This is a genomic window from Pantoea sp. AS142 (assembly GCF_037152305.1).
Lineage (GTDB): Bacteria > Pseudomonadota > Gammaproteobacteria > Enterobacterales > Enterobacteriaceae > Pantoea.
This window is the reverse complement of sequence record NZ_JBBCMO010000013.1, coordinates 56,418-76,601: the sequence shown is the minus strand read 5'-3', so window position 1 is coordinate 76,601 and position 20,184 is coordinate 56,418. Positions and strand designations below refer to the sequence as shown.

The window sequence follows — 20,184 nt, the reverse complement described above, 5'->3', positions numbered from 1 at the left end:
TCGCTAACCCCTTTTGAGGATGACTGATCTATGTCTCGCGCTATTATTCTTCCTGTTGTGATGGTTCTGCTGCTGGCCGGTTGCCAGACGCGCTACTCACCGCCCACTAAACCGCAACCCATCTGTGCGGGGGGTGACATGATGATGCAGACCACGTTGTGGTTTGGAATGAGCAAGCCAGATGGTGGCAGGGTGAGTTCACTCGACTGGATGAACTTTGTGGATCGTGAGGTCACGCCACGCTTCAAAGCGGGGCTGTCGGTTTATGACGCCAAAGGGCAATGGCTGGGCGAGAACGGTAAGCTGGCACGAGAAAACAGTAAAGCGTTGATGCTGATCCACGGCATCGATCCCGCCACCAACCAGAATATTGAGGCGTTACGCAGCCTCTATAAAAAACGGTTTGGTCAGGAGTCGGTGATGCGGGTGGATGCGCCCGTCTGTGTCGGATTCTAGGGCGAGAGCGGGCGGCAGCGCTGCCGCCCGCTAAATAATCAGATAAACAGACCGGCAAAGGCCGCAGAGAGCAGGCTTACCAGGGTGGAGCCATAGACCAGCTTCCAGCCAAACCGGGAAACCACATTTCCCTGTTTCTCATTCAGGCCTTTTATCGCCCCCGCCACAATGCCAATTGAGGCAAAGTTAGCAAAGGAGACCAGGAATACCGACAGAATACCCAGCCCACGCGCACTCATGCCCGCAGCGACTTTCTGCAGTTCAATCATCGCCACAAACTCATTCGCCACCAGCTTGGTCGCCATGATGCTGGCCGCCTGCAGCGCGTCGGCTTTGGGAATCCCAATCAGCCAGGCCAGAGGATAGAACAGGTAGCCGAGCAGTTGCTGGAAACTGTAGCCGAACACCGCCGCAAACAGCGCATTGATGGCAGCAATCAGGGCAATAAAGCCAATCAGCATGGCCAGAATGATCATCGCCACCTTGAAGCCTGCCAGGATGTACTCGCCCAGCATTTCAAAGAAACTCTGCTCTTCATGCAGTTTCTCCAGCGCGATAGGCTGCTCATCCTGGCTTTTCATCGGGTTAATGATCGACAGGATAATAAAGGTACTGAACATGTTAAGCAGCAGTGCGGCAACCACATACTTCGGTTCAATCATCGACATATAAGCACCGACAATCGACAGCGAAACGGTAGACATCGCGGTCGCCGCCATGGTGTAGAGCCGGCGCGGCGGAATATCACCCAGAATCCCTTTATAGGCGATGAAATTCTCTGACTGGCCGAGAATCAGCGTGCTGACGGCGTTGAACGACTCCAGCTTACCCATGCCGTTAATTTTCGACAGCAGCGTCCCGAAAATACGGATCAGCAGCGGCAGAATGCGCCAGTGCTGCAATATGCCGATCAGTGATGAAATAAAGACAATCGGGCAGAGCACGCCAAGGAAGATAAACGCCAGCCCCTGTTTGCTCATTCCGCCAAAAACGAATTCTGTACCCTGTGCGGCAAAGCCCAGCAGCGTCTCAAAGAAACCGGCGAACGAGCCGACCAGCGCCAGCCCCCCGGCGGAATGAAGGAAGAACCAACCCAGCGCGGCTTCTACCACAATCAGTTGAACAATAAAGCGCAGGCGAATCTGTTTACGGTCATGACTGACCAGCAGCGCAAGGGCGAAAATCACCACCAGCGCCAGCAGGAAATGAAGAATGGTGGCCATATGTCTTTTTTATCAGAGAGAAAGGAAAGCGCATTTAGCCACAGCTGGCGGGGAATTTCATCTGATGCCTGCGTCAGACCGGCGCAAGAGACAGCGGGCAAGGAAGTCCGTATAATGCGCAGCCAATCATTAGCAAGCCGGAGATTACCCATGCGTCCAGCAGGCCGTAGCGCACAACAGGTGCGTCCAGTCACATTGACCCGCAATTACACCAAACACGCAGAAGGTTCCGTTCTGGTGGAATTCGGCGAAACGAAAGTGCTTTGCACTGCCTCCGTAGACGAAGGGGTTCCGCGTTTCCTTAAAGGCCAGGGCCAGGGTTGGGTAACGGCCGAATATGGGATGCTGCCGCGCTCAACCCACAGCCGTATGGCGCGTGAAGCCGCAAAAGGTAAGCAGGGCGGCCGTACGCTGGAGATTCAGCGTCTGATCGCCCGCTCACTGCGCGCCGCGGTTGACCTTAAAGCATTGGGTGAATTTACCATTACGCTCGACTGTGACGTGATACAGGCCGATGGTGGCACCCGCACGGCATCCATCACCGGCGCCTGCGTGGCGCTGGCTGATGCGCTGAACAAGCTGGTGGCCAGCGGCAAACTGAAAGCGAACCCGATGAAGGGCATGGTTGCGGCGATTTCAGTCGGTATCGTCAAAGGCGAAGCGCTGTGCGATCTGGAGTACGTTGAAGACTCAGCCGCCGAAACCGACATGAACGTCGTGATGCTGGAAGATGGCCGCATGATCGAGGTGCAGGGTACTGCCGAAGGCGAACCGTTCAGCCATGAAGAGTTGCTGACGCTACTGGCGCTGGCACGCGGCGGAATTGAGGAATTAATTCAGGCGCAGAAAGCAGTGCTGGAAAATTGATATAACAGGCGACCACAGAGTCGCCTTTTCTTTATTTGAGGAGTGAGAAATGAAAGCCTGGCAGCGTCAGTTTATTGAATTCGCCCTGAATAAGCAGGTGCTGAAGTTCGGTGAGTTCACCTTGAAGTCCGGGCGTAAAAGCCCCTATTTCTTTAATGCCGGTCTGTTTAACAGCGGGCGGGATTTAGCGCTGCTGGGACGCTTCTACGCGCAGGCGCTGGTGGATGGCGCTGTCGATTTCGATCTGCTGTTCGGGCCGGCCTATAAAGGCATTCCCATTGCGACCACTACTGCGGTGGCGCTGGCAGATCATCATGACCGCGATGTACCTTACTGCTTCAACCGTAAAGAAGCCAAAGATCATGGTGAAGGTGGCCTGCTGGTTGGCAGCCCGCTGCAGGGCAAAGTAATGCTGGTGGATGATGTGATCACCGCGGGCACAGCGATTCGTGAGTCGATGGATATTATCGGCACACACAACGCCACCCTGGCGGGCGTGCTGGTTTCGCTTGATCGTCAGGAGCGTGGGCGCGGCGAAATGTCGGCGATTCAGGAAGTGGAACGTGATTACGGCTGCAAAGTTACCGCGATTATCACGCTGGCAGACCTGATTGCATGGCTGGAAGAGAAGCCCGAGATGGCCGATCATCTGGCCCAGGTATGTGCCTATCAGAAAGCGTACGGGATTTAATAGGGGCGGGCGTAATGCCCGCCTTCTTTTATTTTTTTACGCCAGCTGGGCGGCAATCAGCGGCCAGCGAGCCTCAAAGTCGGCGGTAGGACTGAAACGAAACTCAGAACGGACATACCGCGACAGTAAGCCTTCACAGAAGGCCAGCAACTGACTTGCCAACAGCGCCTCATCAGCCTGAAAAGCCTCGCCCTCACGCATTTTCCGCTCTCGCATCACTTGTCGCAGTTGCACTTCAATCCGCTCAAACAGCTGATTGATGCGCCCCTGCAGTCGGTCCTGCTCAAACATCAGCGCATGGCCGGTGAGAATGCGCGTCAGTCCCGGATTACGCTCACCAAATCCCAGAATCAGTTGCACGATCAGACGCAGGCGCGTCATGGTCTCTTTTTCATCCTTGAGGATCAGATTGATGCGGGTAATCAGACTGTCTTCGATAAACTCAATCAGGCTATCGAACATTCGTGTTTTGCTAGGGAAGTGACGATAGAGCGCCGCTTCGGATACCCCCACAGTGGCTGCCAGTTTGGCTGTCGTAATACGCTGACTGCCATCACCCGACTCCAGCATCTGCGCCAGCGCCTGCAAAATTTCTTCGCGACGATTCCGCTTCGCGACTTTTTTTTCTGCCATGACCTTAAAGACCCCTGAAATTCACCTAAAACAGGCAACACCTACGCATCTGCCACAAGAACGCGTCTCATGGCGATGAGGAAAAATAACGGGCGTAAGTGAAAGTCGGTAATGTGGGTTACTGGCGACCTGAGTGGCCGAAGCCGCCTTCGCCGCGCAGGCTGGCGTCGAAATCTTTTACCAGGTTAAATTCCGCCTGCACCACCGGTACAAAGACCAGTTGTGCCATGCGGTCGCCGGGCTGCAGCGAGAAGCTTTCCTGACCGCGATTCCAGACCGATACCATCAGCTGTCCCTGGTAGTCGGAGTCAATCAGGCCCACCAGATTGCCCAGCACGATGCCATGTTTATGGCCAAGGCCCGAGCGCGGCAGGATCACTGCGGCCAGATCGGGGTCGGCAATATGAATCGCCAGGCCGGTCGGAACCAGCGTAGTGGTGCCTGGTGTGATGTCGAGAACATCATCAATGCAGGCGCGTAAATCTAACCCAGCGGAACCTGAAGTGGCGTAGGTCGGCAGTGGAAACTCTTTGCCGACACGCGCGTCCAGGATTTTAACGTCTATTTTTTTCATCATAACGGCTGACAATCTCGTCTATTAATTGTTGGCCAAGAAGAGACTTATCGCTGAGCGGTAAGCGTTTTTCTCCATCCTGCCAAAAAAGGTGAAGAGCATTGGTGTCGCTATTAAACCCCTGTCCGGCTTTAGCGACGTCGTTAGCGCAGATCAGATCCAGATTCTTGCGCACTCGTTTTTGCCGGGCGTATTCTTCCACATTCTGTGTTTCAGCAGCAAATCCAACGACGAATGGCCGGTTTTCCTGAAGTGCGGCGACGGCGGCAACAATATCGGGATTCTTTACCAGGTTCAGCGTGACATTATCATCGCCGCCCTGTTTCTTGATTTTATCGGCCGCAATATCGGCTGCCCGGTAGTCTGCCACGGCTGCGCTTGCAATGAAAATATGTTGTTTATCTATCTCACTCATGACGGCAGCCTGCATTTCAAGCGCACTGGTGACATCAATTCGCCGCACACCCGCAGGCGCAGACAATGTGACCGGGCCGCTGACCAGGGTTACCTTTGCACCGCATCTGGCTGCGGCGGCGGCAATAGCAAAGCCCATTTTGCCAGAGCTGTGATTCGTGATATAGCGCACCGGGTCCAGCGCCTCATGAGTCGGGCCGGCGGTAATCATAATGTTGAGATGTTGCAGATCGTTGACGGGCGCGGCCCATTGCACCGCATGGTCAACAATCGCCAGCGGGTCGAGCATCCGGCCCGGCCCGATATCGCCGCAGGCCTGGCTGCCGCTGTCCGGCCCCCAAATCAGCACGCCACGCTCCTGCAGCCTCTGCAGATTGTGCTGTGTCACCGCCGCACGATACATCTGCTGATTCATGGCGGGCACCACCGCCACGGGTGAGGCCGTTGCTAACACAGCGGTCGTCACCAGATCGTTTGCCATACCGGCAGTAATACGGGCGATCAGGTCGGCAGTTGCCGGCGCAAGCACAATGAGCTCAGCCCATTTTGCCAGTTCAATATGACCCATCGCCGCTTCCGCTGCCGGATCAAGCAGATCGTCAAACACCGGATGGCCGGAGACAGCCTGCAGGCTGAGCGGGGTAATAAATGCTTTAGCGCTTAACGTCATCATCACGCGGACATCAGCGCCGCGATCGCGCAGGCGGCGCACCAGCTCTGGTGCTTTATACGCAGCAATACCGCCGCTCACGCCAAGAAGAATTTTTTTGCCGGCTAATCCCATCATGATGTTGGCCTCATTTAAGCTCTCTGCCGCTCGCGGCGGCGAATGCACGGACTTTATCACAAAAGCGCAGATGCGCCTTTTCACAGACTGCGTTTGCGAGCCGCCTCGTAGATTGTTGTTTCACTCATAGCGGGACTCTTCAGGATGGGGCATTCTGATGCTCATCTCAGGGAGAGCGAACATGAAAATCAAGGGACCACGGGAAAAACTTCAGAAGCTGGGCGCGCATTCGCTCAGCGATACCGAACTACTGGCCATTTTTCTCCGCACCGGATCGCCTGGGCAGAACGTCATTGAACTGGCCGGACAGATGCTGCAGGATTTTGGCTCGCTTTATCAGCTCATGACGTCAGGCAAAGCGGCATTCAGTGAAATTAAAGGTGTTGGCGATGCCAAGCTGGCGCAACTGCACGCGATTGTCGAACTGGCGAAGCGCTTTTTCGCCAGCAAGCTGGTTCGCGAAAGCGCAATGGAAAATCCACAGATCACGCGCCAGTATGTGCAAAGTATGCTCGCCCATCAAGAGCGGGAAATTTTTATGGTACTGTTTCTGGATAACCAGCATCGGGTGCTGCGGGCACAAAATATGTTCTCTGGTTCCATTAATAGCGTAGAAGTTCACCCACGCGAGGTCGTCCGGGAAGCGCTGAGGCTCAACGCAGCAGCCTTGATACTGGCACATAATCACCCGTCGGGCATGGCGGAACCGAGCCGGGCAGACCGCGAAGTGACTCATAAAGTGAGAGAAGCCTGTCAGCTACTCGACATCCGCTTGCTCGATCATCTGGTGATTGGGCATGGCGAATATGTCTCCTTTGCTGAACGAGGATGGCTCTGATACCGGGTAATTTGGCGCCAGGTGGCGGCTTTTTGCCCGATCATTCGGGATCTTTATCTGTTCGGGACTTGAGCACTTGGGCTGAGCGGCGTATACTACGCCACCTTTGAGAATCTCGGGTTTGGCGGTTAGGCCAGCTTAGCGGGTTCCATGGAACTCGCCTGGCGGGCTGCAAGCCTGACGAGGCGGCCAAAACCTAATTTTTAAAGCTCGAGCTGATTTGATTTTTGGAGATATAGACATGTCACGAGTCTGCCAGGTAACTGGAAAGCGTCCGGTGACGGGTAACAACCGTTCCCACGCAATGAACGCGACGAAACGCCGTTTCCTTCCGAACCTGCACTCACACCGTTTTTGGGTTGAGGGCGAGAAGCGCTTCGTTACTCTGCGTGTATCTGTTAAAGGTATGCGTATTATTGATAAAAAGGGCATTGATACGGTGTTAGCCGACATGCGTGCCCGTGGTGAGAAGTACTAAGGTACTAAGGAACTGAATCATGGCTAAAGGTATTCGTGAGAAGATCAAGCTGGTTTCCTCTGCTGGTACAGGTCACTTCTATACCACCACGAAGAACAAACGTACTAAACCAGAGAAGCTGGAACTGAAAAAGTTCGATCCGGTTGTACGTCAGCATGTGCTCTACAAAGAAGCTAAAATTAAGTAATTTTAGTGTTCTGCTAAAAACCCGGCTCCGGCCGGGTTTTTTGTTTGTGTAAAACGCTGAGGAGAGGGTATGCCAGAGTTGCCAGAGGTTGAAACCAGCCGTCGCGGTATTGAGCCGCATTTGGTTGGTGAAACCATCCTTCACGCCGTGGTGCGTAATTCACGTTTGCGCTGGCCCGTTTCGCAGGAGATCCTGGCGCTGAGCGATCAGCCGGTGCTCAGCGTACAGCGCCGGGCAAAATATCTGCTGCTGGAGCTGCCGCATGGCTGGATTATTATCCACCTTGGCATGTCCGGCAGCCTGCGCGTATTGTCAGAAGAGCTGCCCGCGGCGAAGCATGACCATGTTGATTTGGTCATGAGTAACGGCAAAGTGCTGCGCTACACCGACCCGCGCCGCTTTGGTGCCTGGCTCTGGAGTCGCGACCTGGCGGGCAGCAGCGTGCTGGCACATCTCGGGCCTGAGCCGCTTAGCGAGCAGTTTGACGGGACTTACCTGTTTGAAAAGTCACGCGGCAAGCGGACGCTCATCAAGCCGTGGCTGATGGATAACAAAGTGGTGGTGGGCGTGGGCAACATTTACGCCAGTGAGTCACTGTTTACCGCCGGGATCATTCCCGATCGTGCTGCCGGAAGCCTGTCGCAGGCTGAAGCGGAGCTGCTGGTAAACACCATCAAAGCGGTGCTGTTACGCTCCATTGAGCAGGGCGGAACCACGCTACGTGATTTCTTACAAAGCGACGGTAAGCCGGGCTATTTTGCACAACAGTTGCAGGTTTATGGCCGGGCGGGTGAACCCTGTCGGGCATGCGGCACGCCAATTGTCAGCGGCAGGCATGGGCAGCGTAGCACCTACTGGTGCCCGAAGTGCCAGCATTAAGCCAGTTTAGCCAGCAATGCCTGATGCACCGGCGCGGGCAGGAAGGCGGTAACATCGCCGCCATGACGCGCCACCTCTTTAACCAGCGAAGACGAGATAAACGAGAAGCCCTCAGACGGCATCAGAAAAACACTCTCCAGCGTCGGCAGAAGGTGACGATTCATCTGCGCCAGCTGCATTTCATATTCAAAGTCTGATACCGCACGCAATCCACGGACCAGCACATTTGCCTGTTGATCGCGGGCAAAATTCGCCATCAGGTCGCTGAAGCCGATTACCTCAACGTTGGGCAGATGATCCACCACCTGACCGGCCAGCGCCACGCGTTCATCCAGGCTGAACATCGGTTTTTTGCTGGGGCTGGCGGCAATGGCCAGAATGAGCTGATCAAACATTTGCGCTGCCCGCATCACGATGTCGAGATGGCCAAGCGTCACAGGGTCAAACGTACCGGGATAAATGGCTTTAGTGGTCATAATCGCCCTTTTGCCGAAGCATGATTCAGCGCCCAGAGGGCTGAATATTTATTGAAGGTATATTGCGCGTTGACCACCGCCAGAATCCAGCCCTGCTTACCATCAAGAAAACCGGCACGTAGCAGCAGCGTTTTCATAAACGCGCCCAGCGTGTGGCCGAACAGAGAAAAAAGGCTGCAACGCTTACCCCGCTGATGGCGTTCCGTAGCCCAGGCCTCGGCATAGGCCAGCTGCTTGCGCTGAAAGGCGATTAAATCGCGGCAGGTCAGATGCTGCAGATCGCCGGGCAACGCCACCACCGGCGCGCCGTCACTCTGCAATGATTCATGCACCAGATTGTCATTGTAGCGGAAGGTGCGCGGATAGAGGCGCATCACGCGGTCGGGATACCAGCCGCTATGGCGCATAAAGCGGCCGAGGAACAGATTACTGCGGCCCAGGCTATAAACCGTAGGGCTGGGTGGGGCGACCAACACCTGCTCAATCGCGGCGCGCAGTTCAGGTGAGACGCGCTCATCTGCATCGATCATCAGAATCATGTCGCCGGTGGCATAGCGCTGCGCGCGCTGGCGCTGGATGCCATAGCCCTGCCAGTCATCATTGTGGTAGACCTGCGCCCCGGCTTGCGTGGCGATTTCGACACTGTCGTCATTGCTGCCAGAGTCCAGCACGATAATTTCATCGGCCCAACTGACTGAGGCCAGGCAATCGGGCAGCAGTTGCGCTTCATTTTTGGCGATCATCACCACAGAAAGACGTTGGCGTACTGACATTAGTGGGCCCGGGGTGGCAGATGCGGTTCGAGTAACTGTAGCAAACGCTGTAGCGCACCCTGGTTTTGGTGCAGCACGTCTACCGCATGGCGTCCGTAATAACGGCGGTAATCATCATCCTGTAACAGGTTGGTGACCTCTTTTTCCAGCGAAATCACGTCGGTGACGGTAATGAGTCCCTGGCCTTCCTGCAACTTGCTGCAGATATCTTTGAAGTTCCAGATATGAGGTCCCATCAGAACCGGAAGAGCGTGGGCAGCAGGTTCCAGTGGGTTATGTCCACCCCGTTCAACCAGGCTGCCACCGACAAAGGCCAGATCGGCAATGCCGTAGAGCAGCATCAGTTCGCCCATTGAATCGCCGATGACCACCTGCGTTGAACCAGAAGGTATCTCGCCGCTGCTGCGCAGGATAAAACTGAAGCCGCGCTCGTGCGTCAGTTCACGTGCATCGTTAAAGCGTTCAGGATGACGGGGAACCAGAATTAGCAGTAGATCCGGAAACGTCTGCAGCAGGCGGCGATGGGCATCCAGCACAATGGCCTCTTCACCTTCGTGCGTGCTGGTGGCGATCCACACCGGACGGCGTGGCGCCCACTGACGACGCAGCGTTACCGCTCTGGCGGCCAGTTCTGGTGTCACGGAAATATCAAACTTCAGGCTGCCGGTAATCGCCAGTTGTGAACGTTTCAGCCCCAGCCCCAGGAAGCGGTCACCATCTTCCAGGTTTTGCGCCGCGATTAACGTGATGCTCTGCAACAGCTGGCGCATGAATTTACCCAGCTTGCGGTAGCCTTTGGCGGAACGGGCGGAGAGACGAGCATTGGCGATCACCAGCGGAATATTACGCTGGTGGAGAATACGGATAATGTTCGGCCACAGTTCGGTTTCCATGATGATTACCAGCCGTGGATTGACCGTATCCAGAAAACGATTAATCGAACCCGGCAGGTCATAAGGCAGATAGACGTGATGCACATCTTTGCCAAAAGCAGATTGTGCCCGTTCAGAGCCGGTAGGCGTCATGGTGGTGACGGTAATCGGCAGGGTCGGATAACGATGACGTAGTGCGCGCACCAGCGGAATCGCAGCCAGGGTTTCACCTACAGAGACCGAGTGCAGAACAATACCGTCGGGCTTAACTTTGCCGGCACAATAGCCATAGCGTTCTGCCCAGCGTTTGCGATAGGCAGGCGCTTTACGACCGCGCAGCCACAGGCGCAGCCAGATCAGTGGCTGAATTAAGTAGAGCAAGGCGGTGTAAATGGTCGTCATAGTTACCGTTACAGCAGGTTCGCGTCTGAAAACAGATTAAAATAAGATGGCGGCATGTTATCAGAAACACCGCATGCACTCATCCCACATTGTCAGTTGCTGCTCAGTACCTGTTGATAAAGCGAAGTCAGCGCCTGCGCCAGGCGTTGTGGGCCGTAAGGTTCAATTTTTCGCCGCGCTGCGTTGCCCATTTGTGAATCGATGGAAAGCGCCGGGATAGCGTTAACAGCCTGATTTAACCCATTGATATCCAGTGCATCGCAGACGAAACCTTCCTGACCAGCAGTAATAAATTCTGCACCGCCGCAGCCCGTGCTGGTAATCACCGGTAGGCCGCAAGCCATCGCCTCCAGCACCACATTAGGGAATGGATCGTAGAGCGTGGGCAGCAGCAGGCCATCTGCCGCGTGATAGAACTGCTGAACATCCTGTTGTACGCCAACAAAGCGCAGACGATCCAGGCAGTTAAGCTGGTTTGCCAGCTGCTGATAACGTTGCAGTTGCTTATCCTGTCCCACCACTATCAGATAACGATCGCTGGCGGCCAGCGCCTGTATCGCCGCTTTTAGCCCCTTGCGCTCAAAACCGGAGCCGACATAAATCAGTACGGTAGCGGCATCGGGCAGCGCCAGCTGCTGACGGGTCGCATGACGGGTCGCTTCCGTGGCGGGCTGGAAACGGCGGGTGTCGATAGCGTTATGGATAACGTGGATTTTCCGGGCGTCGAGTGAGAAACAGCGCAGGATATCCCGCTTTACCATGTCAGAGTTGCAGATCACCGCTTTCAGCGTCGGGGAGTTAAACATCTCCGCTTCTGCCTGCAGAACATAACGGTGATAAGGACTGAGTGCAGCACTCAGCCGTTGCCACGATGAGACGATACGCGCGCGCTGTTCCAGCCAGACGCGATGAACACCATCACCCGCGCGAAAAATGTCACAGCCAGCGATGCGTTCATGGCTTTGCACAATATCGAATTTTTCGCGCTCCCAGCAGGCGCGGGCTGCACGGGCAAAACCGCGCTCGCGGGAAACCCGTCCCAGCTTTGCGGGATTACAGATATGCAGATGCCAGTCAGGATTGGGCGCGCCCTGCCAGCTGCGGGTAATGATATTGAGATCGAGCTGTTCACTGCCCAGCGCCTCCAGTGCGCGTGAGATAAAACGCTCGGCACCCCCATCCGGACGATATTTCTGCCTGACAATCGCCAGCCGTAACTTACTCATTCAGGTAGCTCCTCGCTGCCGCGACCACATCCTTCACCGGAATGGCCGAGAGATAACGCTGGTCAGTTTTGGTGTCGATAGAATCGGGTGAGGGCAGCGGGCCATAATCGCCCGCCCAGATAACATGATTGTTGTCGCCCCAGGGCCGCCAGTGCTGCAGTTTGGTCGGGCCAAACAGCGCAATACAGGGTGTTTCAAGCGCGGCGGCCATATGCATCGGTGCGGAGTCGACACCAATAAACAACCGGGCATGATCGATAAGCGCCGCCAGCTGCGGCAGAGTAAACTGACCCGCCAGCGAAACCACATCCGGCGACGCACATAGCGCCCGGATGCGGTTAATCATTGCCAGCTCCTGTTTGTCCGGCCCGGCGGTCAGCACCACTTTCCGGCCCGGCTGTGCCAGCTGATCAAGTGTGGCAGCCACGCTCTCCTCTTCCCAGCATTTAAAGCCCCAGCGTGAGGTCGGCTGCACCACAATATAGGATGCGGTGACATGATGTTCCGCCAGTCTGGCCAGCACAATTTGCTGGTCAGAGTCGCTGTAGTGCATTGAGACGCGGGCGCCGTCGCTGCTAATTCCGAGGGGGGCCAGCGCCGACATATTCTGCTCAACGGTATGCAGTTTGCTGTGATTGTGTGTGGGGACGAGTCGGTTATGACACCATTGCCACAGGATGTTATCCCGTTTTTTAAAAGCGAAACCGATGCGAACTGGCGCCGCGGAGAGCCGGGTAATCAGAGCAGCGCGCCACTGATCGGCCAGATTAATCACCAGATCATAATGTGCGTCACGTACGGCGCGAATTAATGCACGTTCATGGCCCAGCTTGCGCCAGGTGCCCTCCTGTTTCCATTTGCGATCGATGACGTGCAAATGGCGGATAGCCGGATGAGCTTCCAGTATCGGGCGCGTCTCCTGATAGAGTAATACGTCGATGCAGGCCTGCGGATAGCGCTGGCGAAGCGCGTTGATGGCGGGCGTTGTGAGCAGCATGTCACCATGATGGCGCAGCTTAATAAGTAATATATTTTTTGGAGAGATGTTTGCTGGAGTCAGGCTGGCCATAAACAAGAGTTCTCAGAATTCAGTGAACCGATTGTAGGGCAAACCCTTTTTAGGATAAAGCCAGCCTCAAAGGTTATTTAGCACGCCAGCGATAGAGCCGGGCCAGCCACAACAGCAACTGATACCACTGCTTAATCCCCCGGGCATTGCGTAACATACGCAGGTGGGTTCGGGTCGCATCCAAATCATCTGCTTCCGCCAGCGTCACCAGCGTCTGATACATATCGGGTTGCAGGGTGTCATCCGCATCCGGGAAGGTGACATATTTCCCGCGGGCTATCGCCAGACCGCTGTTACGGGCGCGCGACACGCCGCCATTTTCCTGATGAATCACACGAATGTGAGAATAGTGTTGTGCAAACTGGTCGGCGCGCTCGCCTGATCCGTCGGTAGAACCGTCATCGACAATAATGATCTCCAGCGCGGTCAGCGTCTGCGCCAGCAATGACTGCATGAACTCATCAAACATGCTGCCCGCGTTGTACATCGGCGTAATGATACTCAGCAGAGGAGAAGTACTCATGACATCTGCACCAGCGTTGTATTCACTGCGAAAGGGCCTGGCCTCGTCATAAATCATTTCCAAAACAGCAGAATGAAATCAGGACGTTCACGATTATAAAACGGTGTGGCATCCCTGCTTTACTAAAAACCACGCCCGGCAGTGATAGGGCGTGATATGTGCTTTTTTTAGGCAAAGTGGTCTTGCAGGTAAACGGATTATTATGCCGGTTTTCTGTCAGTGTCGTTTTTATGAAGGCTGTGGCAAAGTGCAGGCGGGATGAATTGCGGGAAAGTCAGGCGCTGAAATAACAGCGCCTGCATCAATCTGATAAGCCCGTGAGCGCTATTGCTCGCTCTGTTTAAAAAACTTTAGCCTGACATAATTCATCATCCAGCTGATGCTTTCAGCATACTGTTTCTGATGCCATTTTATGCGGGCGAATCGCTTCATCTCTTTATAATGTTTTGGTGTGTCAAGGGGTTGTGAAGCCCAGGGTGAGCGTTGGTAATAGCTGTAGTAGTGCTGGGAAAGATCGCTGCCGGCCCATGCATGCCAGGGTTTGCATTTACCGGTGTAATGAATCATCACAGTGTCCTGAGGCACGCCAGAGTGATCCCAGACTTTATTGGCGATGATGTCGTAAATGTGGTTATAGCGGTCCGGCAGGATCAGGATCTCCTCCTCCAGCACGATATTCAGCGCATCCTGATCGGGAAAGCTAAACTCTGCGCCCCGCGTCACCAGCACGTCGGTAATGCGCGCGGTAGTCTGCCTGGAGAGCCAGCGGGGAATATTAATCAGCATAAAGCCGGAGTTGAAATAGTGATGATGCTTCAGTCCCAGCCTTGCGCACTGGTTCTGCCGCGCACGCGGTGTGTCATTACAGGCCGCCAGCGTGTAATCAGTGATATCCAAAGTGAACAGAGGAGAGTAGTCGCCCACCACCAGAGTATCAGAATCAATATAGATCACCCGATCGCTGTAGCTCGCCACGGTTTCAGGGATCAGGAAACGATAGTGGATACTTTTGGGGTAGCGACCGACCGCAGGCAGCTGATCAACCCAGGCACTGTTAAAGATATGCAGTGTGATCGCCAGACGGTGGCCCGTGCCCAGCGAACGCAGTTTCTCCACATCCTCTTCGCGTAGCGAGTCTGAGAAAATATGGGCATGGAAAGCGGTATCAGGATGATGGCTGAGAAGTGAAAACAACGTAATGCCCAGACCGCGTGCGTAGGCATGGTTTATGCCAAACGCAACGTGAACCGGATTGTCATCCGTGTCAGCAAGCGTATTAACCAGTAGCTGACTTTGCTGAACGGCGTCAGCAAGAGGGGAAATTGCCATTACGCTTCACTATTCCAGATTATGAGTAATAAACGTTTGTATTCTAGTCAGTTTGTCGTGATCCAGCCCAAATAATTTTTCAGCAGGCTGATCAAACTGAAAACGGGTGGCAAAAACGAACGTCGACGCAGTAATATTATCCGGTCCGATGAACAAAACGTTATTGACCGGACGCTGTTCCCTGACTTCACATGGCCCATAAAGCATGATCACCGGTACCCGCTGTGCGTCAGCAATATACGCATTGCCAGAGTCAGATGAAATATAGAAATTCATCTGCGCAATTGCCCACGGAACCTCTTCCAGTTTTAGCTCACCAATCAGACTGACGATATTTTCTGTTGGGCCGGTCAGATTCAGTAATTCATCCAGCCACGGCTGCTCAGCTGGGGGGCCAAAAACATAAAAGGTGCAGGGCAGGTCAGCCAGCGACGCCATTAGCTGCTGCCAGATACTGGCAGGAATGGTTTTGGCGCGATTACCGGCCGAAATACTGATGCCTATTTTAATGCCGTTGCGCGGATTCAGCAGAACGGCGGGCGGCGAGGGCGGCTGCCAGAGTGGTGAGGTCGCATGCTTGGGAAAATCGGTGTAGCGGTAGTCGCGGTTAATCAGCTTCAGGTAACTGTCGAGCGTTAAATCCGTTTTAGCGTGGTCGACGATGCCGCTGGCGCTGCGATAAAAGGTCGCATGGTAGGATTTACGCACATAGGTACGCAGAAACTGCTTGTTTGGTGCGTTGCATAACGCTGCAAAAAACAGGTTTATGCTGTTTGGCTGTACCAGATAGACGTTGTCATAACGGTTCATCAGGGTAAATGCGAGCTTCAGTTTGGCAAAAAAGCTGCGCTTTGCTTCTTCAATCAGAAAATAGCGGCTGACTGTGTCATCGTGACGCGCCAGCGGTTCCACCGCTTTGCTGATCAGCAGTTCAGACTGACCCAGCGCGCGCAGCATCGGGGTGATATTAATAAAATCACCGATCTTCGCCGTCTGAATGATCAGGCTGCGGCCGGTTGGCCGGTAGAACAGCCGTATCAGGGTCCGCAAAGGCAGCAGGAGCAGGTAGATCAGCACATAGTTCATGGCATATTTTCCGTAATAACGGCCTGCAGTTTTTCTGCCACCGTGTCCGCAGTCAGCTCCGCCAGATTATGATTCGGGGCGCTCAGTGCCCGTTGGTTCTGGCCATAACCGCCAATCAATCCGGGATCGGTCGGGCCATACAGCGTGAGGTTGGGTCGATCCAGTGCCGCCGTCAGATGGCTTAATCCGGTGTCCACCGAGACTACCGCTCGTGTGCCCGCCAACTGCTTTGCTATCGCTTCCAGCGTTAGCTTAGGCAGCACATCGACATGGTCGAATCCTTCAGCAAGGCGCTGCGCACGCTGATGCTCATGTTCAGTACCCCAGGGCAATTTCACCCGTAGCCCGTTGGGCTGCATCTGCTCAATCAGCTGTCGCCAATGCGATTCCGGCCAGTGCTTGTTGTCACGTGTCGTGGCATGCAGAAAGACCAGGTAACGATGGGCGTCAGCGGGCAGATGAGGCAGGAAGTGCCCGGCAATCGCATAGTCACCCTGGTTTTGCGGCTTTTCATAGCCCAGGCTTTTGGCGAACAGTTCGCGCGTTCGTTCAACCGCGTGTTGTTGCTTACTGATCTCATGGCGGACGTCATACCACCAGCTGGCAAACGGCTCACGGGCGCTGCGGCTGTCCTGCCCATGCTTCACCCCTTTCGCTAAGCGGGTGACCAGCGCGGCACTTTTGATCAGCCCCTGAGCATCAATCACAATATCGTACTTACGTGACTGTAACGCGCGCTTAAACAGCACACGCTCTTCACGCTGCTGGCTGCCAAACCAGTGTTTGCGCCAGCGGCGAATTGCGACCGGTAATACCTGATCTACCGCGGGATGCCAGCCTGGGATCTGTGCGAAATTCTCTTCCACCACCCAGTCAAAACGGATGCCGGGAATGGCATGCATCGCATCGGTCAGTGCCGGGAGCGAATGCAGCACATCACCCATTGAAGAGGTTTTAATAATCAGGACGTGCATGGCACCTCCTGTAGCGCGAGCAGTTCGCTCAGTGTCTGATGCACGCGCTCAGGCTGAATCGCGATCAGGCTCTGGTGATAACCCTGTTCGGCATCGCCTTTACGCACTTTGTGATAGCCGGTAATCAGGCGAATAATACGCGCCTGGCGCGCCAGCGGTGGCGTAAAATCAGGGCTGCTTGGTCCATAGAGCGCCACCAGCGGACGTTCCAGCGCTGCGGCGATATGCATCAGGCCAGAGTCGTTGCTGACTACGGCACGGCATTGCGCCAGCAGAATCACCGCCTGTTCGAGCTGGGTTTCACCGGCCAGATTTCGGCAGTGGCCGCGAGCCTCTTCGGGAAGCGCCGCGATTATCTCTTCGCCGGTCGGGCGATCCCTGGCTGAGCCAAACAGCACAATCTGGAAGCCTTCAGCAATCAACTGACGGGCTAGCGTGGCATAGTGGTAGTGAGGCCAGCGTTTAGCCGGGCCAAATTCAGCACCCGGACAAAAACCGATGAGCGGACGGGTCGCCGCAAGCTGAAACTGTGCGGCCGTTTCAATCTTTTCCTGCTCTTCAACCCGCAGTTTTGGCCACAGCAGCGGCTGTGGCAGCTGTGCTGCTGAGGCAATGGGGGTGTCGTAGCCCAGTGCGATGTAGCGCTCAACCATCAGCGGAAACGCGGCTTTATCCAGCGCCCGCATATCATTCAGCAGGCCGTAGCGCATTTCACCGCGCCAGCCGACGCGGCGTTTTATGCCAGCAAAGAAGGGAACCAGTGCCGACTTAAAGGAGTTAGGCAGTACATAAGCACGGTCATAGTGACTGGCGCGCAACACGTTGCCCAACCGGCGACGCTCACCAATTTGCAGCGCGCCATGCCCAAGCGGCATCGCCAGCGCCTGATTCACCTCCGGCATGCGTGACAGCAACGAACGGCACCACGCCGGTGCCATCACGTCAATCACTGCATCAGGATGTTCGGCCTTGAGTGTGCGATAGAGACTTTGCGACATCATCATATCGCCGACCCACGACGGGCCAATTACCAGAATTTTCATCGCCGGAGCAGCTTCCTTTATGCGTTACGGTTCAGCCAGACCATATATTCAGCGACGCCTTGCGCCACCGTTTTGAATGGCTTGTCGTAGCCGGTGGCACGCAGTTTAGTGAGATTGGCCTGGGTATAGGCCTGATAGCGTCCTTTGAGTTTTTCCGGGAACGGGATGTACTCGATCTGACCCTTTTGATGGAACTTCAGTACCGCGTCAGCCACTTCCTGGAAAGATTCGGCGCGGCCTGTGCCACAGTTGTAAATCCCTGAGACGCCATTTTCCCAGCACCACAGGTTCACTTCCGCAACATCATCAACGTGAATGAAATCACGTTTGAAGCCGTCGCTGCCTTCAAACAGTTTTGGATTTTCATCATTGCTGATCTGAGTGTTCAGATGAAAGGCAACGCTTGCCATGCTGCCTTTGTGGGCTTCATGCGGGCCGTAGACGTTGAAATAGCGGAAGCCGCATACCGGCGAATTCGCTTCCGGCAGCATCTGACGGACATAATGGTCGAACAGCATCTTGGAGTAGCCATAAACATTAAGCGGCTGCTCATACTGACGCTCTTCAATGAAATTCTCGTTGCGTCCGCCGTACGTTGCCGCGGAAGAGGCGTAGAGGAATGGAATCTCGCGCTCAAGACAGAAGTGGAGCAGCTCTTTGGAGTACTGATAGTTGTTCTCCATCATGTACTTGCCATCCCACACGGTGGTGGAGGAGCAGGCGCCCTGATGGAATACGGCTTCGATCGGGCCTAAATCATCGCCCGCCATCACGCTCATCAGGAACTCTTCTTTGTCCATGTAATCGACGATATCGAGGTCGACTAAATTGGCAAACTTGGTGCCATCCTTCAGATTATCCACCACCAGAATATCGGTGTGACCGCGATCGTTCAGCGCTTTGACGATGTTGCTGCCAATCATTCCTGCGCCGCCAGTTACGATAATCATGTTGTTACCTTCAACGTTGTAGGGTGAAACAGGAGGTTTCACACACGAATACCTCACATCATAACATTTCATCAGAGTGCAGACAGCCAGATGACTCTGTAACGCTGTGTGCATACATCCTCGTGGCGTGAACTATGCTGCAAAAATGACATTATGTTGGGTGATTTATCGTGAGGAGGCGATCTGTTCAGTAAGATATGCCAGGTTTTTGCCATCTGAGGAGAGCAATGATGCCTGCGCAATTTTATCAACAACTTCGTCAGCAACTTGATGACGCACGTCAGGAAGGACTGTTTAAACAGGAGCGGATCATCACCTCTGCCCAGCAGACGGATATAGCGGTTGGCAGCGATCCGGCAGTGATTAACTTCTGCGCCAATAACTACTTAGGTTTAGCGAACCATCCGGCGCTGATTCAGGCGGCAAAAGAAGGGATGGATTCGCATGGCTTTGGCATGGCGTCGGTGCGTTTTATCTGCGGTACGCAGGACAGCCATAAGCAACTGGAAAAAAGGCTGGCAAAATTTCTCGGTATGGAGGATGTCATTCTCTACTCCTCCTGTTTCGATGCCAACGGCGGCCTGTTTGAAACCCTGCTTGATGCGCAGGATGCGGTAATCTCTGATGCGCTGAACCACGCTTCCATTATTGATGGCGTCCGGCTATGCAAAGCGCAGCGTTACCGCTATGCCAATAACGATATGGCGCAGCTGCGCGCCTCGCTGCAGGAAGCGCGTGATAAAGGTGCCCGTCATATTCTGATCGCTACCGATGGTGTGTTCTCAATGGATGGGGTGATTGCTAATCTGCCAGCCATCTGCGATCTGGCCGATGAGTTCTCCGCGCTGGTCATGGTGGATGATTCCCATGCGGTTGGCTTTGTCGGGAACGCCGGACGCGGAACCCATGAGTATTGCGACGTCATGGGCCGGGTCGACATTATTACTGGCACGCTGGGTAAAGCGCTGGGTGGCGCGTCCGGTGGCTACACTGCAGCAAAAGCAGACGTAGTGGAGTGGCTGCGCCAGCGTTCACGTCCTTATCTCTTCTCTAACTCGCTCGCCCCAGCCATTGTTGCCGCCTCGCTGCGGGTGCTGGATCTGCTCAGCGAAGGCGACGGACTGCGTCAGCGCCTGTGGAACAACGCCCGTTACTTCCGGGAGCAGATGACGGCGGCGGGCTTTACCCTGGCCGGTGCCGATCACGCCATTATCCCGGTGATGCTGGGTGAAGCCAGCATTGCCCAGGAGTTTGCGCGCCTGCTGCAAAAGGAGGGCATCTACGTTACCGGCTTCTTCTATCCGGTAGTGCCAAAAGGTCAGGCCCGCATTCGCACCCAAATCTCTGCGGCGCACACCCAACAACAGTTGGAACGTGCGGTGGCGGCCTTTACCCGTATCGGCAAACAACTGGGCGTCATCGCCTGAGGAGGCC

Annotated in this window: 23 protein-coding genes; 8 read left to right on the top strand and 15 right to left on the bottom strand. The window is 54.9% G+C overall.

Annotated elements, in window-relative coordinates; genetic code table 11:
• Window positions 1–30: 30 nt before the first annotated feature.
• On the top strand, window positions 31–456 hold the full coding sequence (locus WFO64_RS20060; RefSeq protein ID WP_337013785.1) for a DUF3574 domain-containing protein: 426 nt from the start codon (window positions 31–33) through the stop codon (window positions 454–456).
• A 38-nt stretch (window positions 457–494) separates the two neighbouring features.
• On the opposite strand, the gene WFO64_RS20055 is transcribed toward WFO64_RS20060, so the two are convergent.
• Entirely contained in the window at window positions 495–1,679 is a 1,185-nt protein-coding gene (locus WFO64_RS20055) for a NupC/NupG family nucleoside CNT transporter (RefSeq protein ID WP_337013784.1), read from the bottom strand.
• A gap of 150 nt (window positions 1,680–1,829) precedes the next feature.
• On the opposite strand from WFO64_RS20055, the gene rph reads away from it, so the two are divergent.
• Both rph and pyrE read left to right on the top strand, forming a co-directional pair.
• A complete protein-coding gene (gene rph, locus WFO64_RS20050; RefSeq protein WP_337013783.1) occupies window positions 1,830–2,546 on the top strand; it encodes a ribonuclease PH in 717 nt (238 codons plus the stop codon).
• Between the two features lie 49 nt (window positions 2,547–2,595).
• Window positions 2,596–3,237, top strand: coding sequence for an orotate phosphoribosyltransferase (pyrE, locus tag WFO64_RS20045; protein ID WP_337013782.1), 642 nt, complete (start codon window positions 2,596–2,598; stop codon window positions 3,235–3,237).
• 36 nt (window positions 3,238–3,273) lie between these two features.
• Here the strand turns inward: pyrE and slmA are convergent, their stop codons facing one another.
• From slmA to coaBC, 3 genes are all read right to left on the bottom strand, one after another.
• On the bottom strand, window positions 3,274–3,870 hold the full coding sequence (slmA, locus tag WFO64_RS20040) for a nucleoid occlusion factor SlmA (protein ID WP_010258372.1): 597 nt from the start codon (window positions 3,868–3,870) through the stop codon (window positions 3,274–3,276).
• A gap of 118 nt (window positions 3,871–3,988) precedes the next feature.
• Complete coding sequence (gene dut, locus WFO64_RS20035; protein WP_337013781.1) at window positions 3,989–4,447, bottom strand: dUTP diphosphatase; 459 nt, start codon at window positions 4,445–4,447, stop codon at window positions 3,989–3,991.
• Complete coding sequence (coaBC, locus tag WFO64_RS20030; RefSeq protein ID WP_337013780.1) at window positions 4,425–5,645, bottom strand: bifunctional phosphopantothenoylcysteine decarboxylase/phosphopantothenate--cysteine ligase CoaBC; 1,221 nt, start codon at window positions 5,643–5,645, stop codon at window positions 4,425–4,427. The genes dut and coaBC overlap by 23 nt, the downstream gene beginning before the upstream one ends.
• 181 nt (window positions 5,646–5,826) lie before the next feature.
• Between coaBC and radC the strand changes: the two genes are divergently transcribed.
• The 4 genes from radC to mutM all read left to right on the top strand — a co-directional run bounded on the left by radC (window position 5,827) and on the right by mutM (window position 8,027).
• The gene (radC, locus tag WFO64_RS20025; RefSeq protein ID WP_337013779.1) at window positions 5,827–6,483 is read left to right on the top strand and encodes a RadC family protein; all 657 of its coding nucleotides are present in this window, start codon (window positions 5,827–5,829) and stop codon (window positions 6,481–6,483) included.
• Between the two features lie 241 nt (window positions 6,484–6,724).
• Window positions 6,725–6,961 (top strand): 50S ribosomal protein L28, encoded by a 237-nt coding sequence (gene rpmB, locus WFO64_RS20020; protein ID WP_337013778.1) that lies wholly within the window; start codon window positions 6,725–6,727, stop codon window positions 6,959–6,961.
• 19 nt (window positions 6,962–6,980) lie between these two features.
• Complete coding sequence (rpmG, locus tag WFO64_RS20015; RefSeq protein WP_003024094.1) at window positions 6,981–7,148, top strand: 50S ribosomal protein L33; 168 nt, start codon at window positions 6,981–6,983, stop codon at window positions 7,146–7,148.
• A gap of 69 nt (window positions 7,149–7,217) precedes the next feature.
• Window positions 7,218–8,027 (top strand): bifunctional DNA-formamidopyrimidine glycosylase/DNA-(apurinic or apyrimidinic site) lyase, encoded by an 810-nt coding sequence (gene mutM, locus WFO64_RS20010; RefSeq protein WP_337013777.1) that lies wholly within the window; start codon window positions 7,218–7,220, stop codon window positions 8,025–8,027.
• On the opposite strand, the gene coaD is transcribed toward mutM, so the two are convergent.
• The 11 genes from coaD to rfaD form a co-directional block, all read right to left on the bottom strand.
• Window positions 8,024–8,503 carry a pantetheine-phosphate adenylyltransferase gene (coaD, locus tag WFO64_RS20005; RefSeq protein WP_337013776.1) on the bottom strand — a complete coding sequence of 160 codons (480 nt, stop codon included), beginning with the start codon at window positions 8,501–8,503 and terminating at the stop codon, window positions 8,024–8,026. The two genes, mutM and coaD, sit on opposite strands and share 4 nt — an antisense overlap.
• A complete protein-coding gene (locus WFO64_RS20000) occupies window positions 8,500–9,276 on the bottom strand; it encodes a glycosyltransferase family 2 protein (RefSeq protein ID WP_337013775.1) in 777 nt (258 codons plus the stop codon). Before WFO64_RS20000 ends, coaD begins: the two co-directional genes overlap by 4 nt.
• Window positions 9,276–10,550, bottom strand: a complete 1,275-nt coding sequence (waaA, locus tag WFO64_RS19995) for a lipid IV(A) 3-deoxy-D-manno-octulosonic acid transferase (protein WP_337013774.1) — start codon at window positions 10,548–10,550, stop codon at window positions 9,276–9,278. Before waaA ends, WFO64_RS20000 begins: the two co-directional genes overlap by 1 nt.
• 92 nt (window positions 10,551–10,642) lie before the next feature.
• Window positions 10,643–11,776, bottom strand: coding sequence for a glycosyltransferase family 4 protein (locus WFO64_RS19990; RefSeq protein ID WP_337013773.1), 1,134 nt, complete (start codon window positions 11,774–11,776; stop codon window positions 10,643–10,645).
• Window positions 11,769–12,845, bottom strand: a complete 1,077-nt coding sequence (gene rfaQ / locus WFO64_RS19985; protein ID WP_337013772.1) for a putative lipopolysaccharide heptosyltransferase III — start codon at window positions 12,843–12,845, stop codon at window positions 11,769–11,771. Before rfaQ ends, WFO64_RS19990 begins: the two co-directional genes overlap by 8 nt.
• 73 nt (window positions 12,846–12,918) lie before the next feature.
• Window positions 12,919–13,368 (bottom strand): glycosyltransferase, encoded by a 450-nt coding sequence (locus WFO64_RS19980; protein WP_337013771.1) that lies wholly within the window; start codon window positions 13,366–13,368, stop codon window positions 12,919–12,921.
• Between the two features lie 324 nt (window positions 13,369–13,692).
• On the bottom strand, window positions 13,693–14,697 hold the full coding sequence (locus tag WFO64_RS19975; protein WP_337013770.1) for a glycosyltransferase family 8 protein: 1,005 nt from the start codon (window positions 14,695–14,697) through the stop codon (window positions 13,693–13,695).
• Between the two features lie 9 nt (window positions 14,698–14,706).
• Complete coding sequence (locus WFO64_RS19970; RefSeq protein ID WP_337013769.1) at window positions 14,707–15,783, bottom strand: glycosyltransferase family 9 protein; 1,077 nt, start codon at window positions 15,781–15,783, stop codon at window positions 14,707–14,709.
• Window positions 15,780–16,757 (bottom strand): lipopolysaccharide heptosyltransferase RfaC, encoded by a 978-nt coding sequence (gene rfaC, locus WFO64_RS19965; RefSeq protein WP_337013768.1) that lies wholly within the window; start codon window positions 16,755–16,757, stop codon window positions 15,780–15,782. Before rfaC ends, WFO64_RS19970 begins: the two co-directional genes overlap by 4 nt.
• The gene (gene rfaF, locus WFO64_RS19960) at window positions 16,745–17,800 is read right to left on the bottom strand and encodes an ADP-heptose--LPS heptosyltransferase RfaF (RefSeq protein ID WP_337013767.1); all 1,056 of its coding nucleotides are present in this window, start codon (window positions 17,798–17,800) and stop codon (window positions 16,745–16,747) included. The genes rfaC and rfaF overlap by 13 nt, the downstream gene beginning before the upstream one ends.
• A gap of 17 nt (window positions 17,801–17,817) precedes the next feature.
• A complete protein-coding gene (gene rfaD / locus WFO64_RS19955; protein ID WP_337013817.1) occupies window positions 17,818–18,750 on the bottom strand; it encodes an ADP-glyceromanno-heptose 6-epimerase in 933 nt (310 codons plus the stop codon).
• Between the two features lie 230 nt (window positions 18,751–18,980).
• Here rfaD and WFO64_RS19950 point away from each other — a divergent pair, with 230 nt between their 5' ends.
• On the top strand, window positions 18,981–20,177 hold the full coding sequence (locus WFO64_RS19950) for a glycine C-acetyltransferase (protein ID WP_337013816.1): 1,197 nt from the start codon (window positions 18,981–18,983) through the stop codon (window positions 20,175–20,177).
• Window positions 20,178–20,184 lie beyond the last annotated feature (7 nt).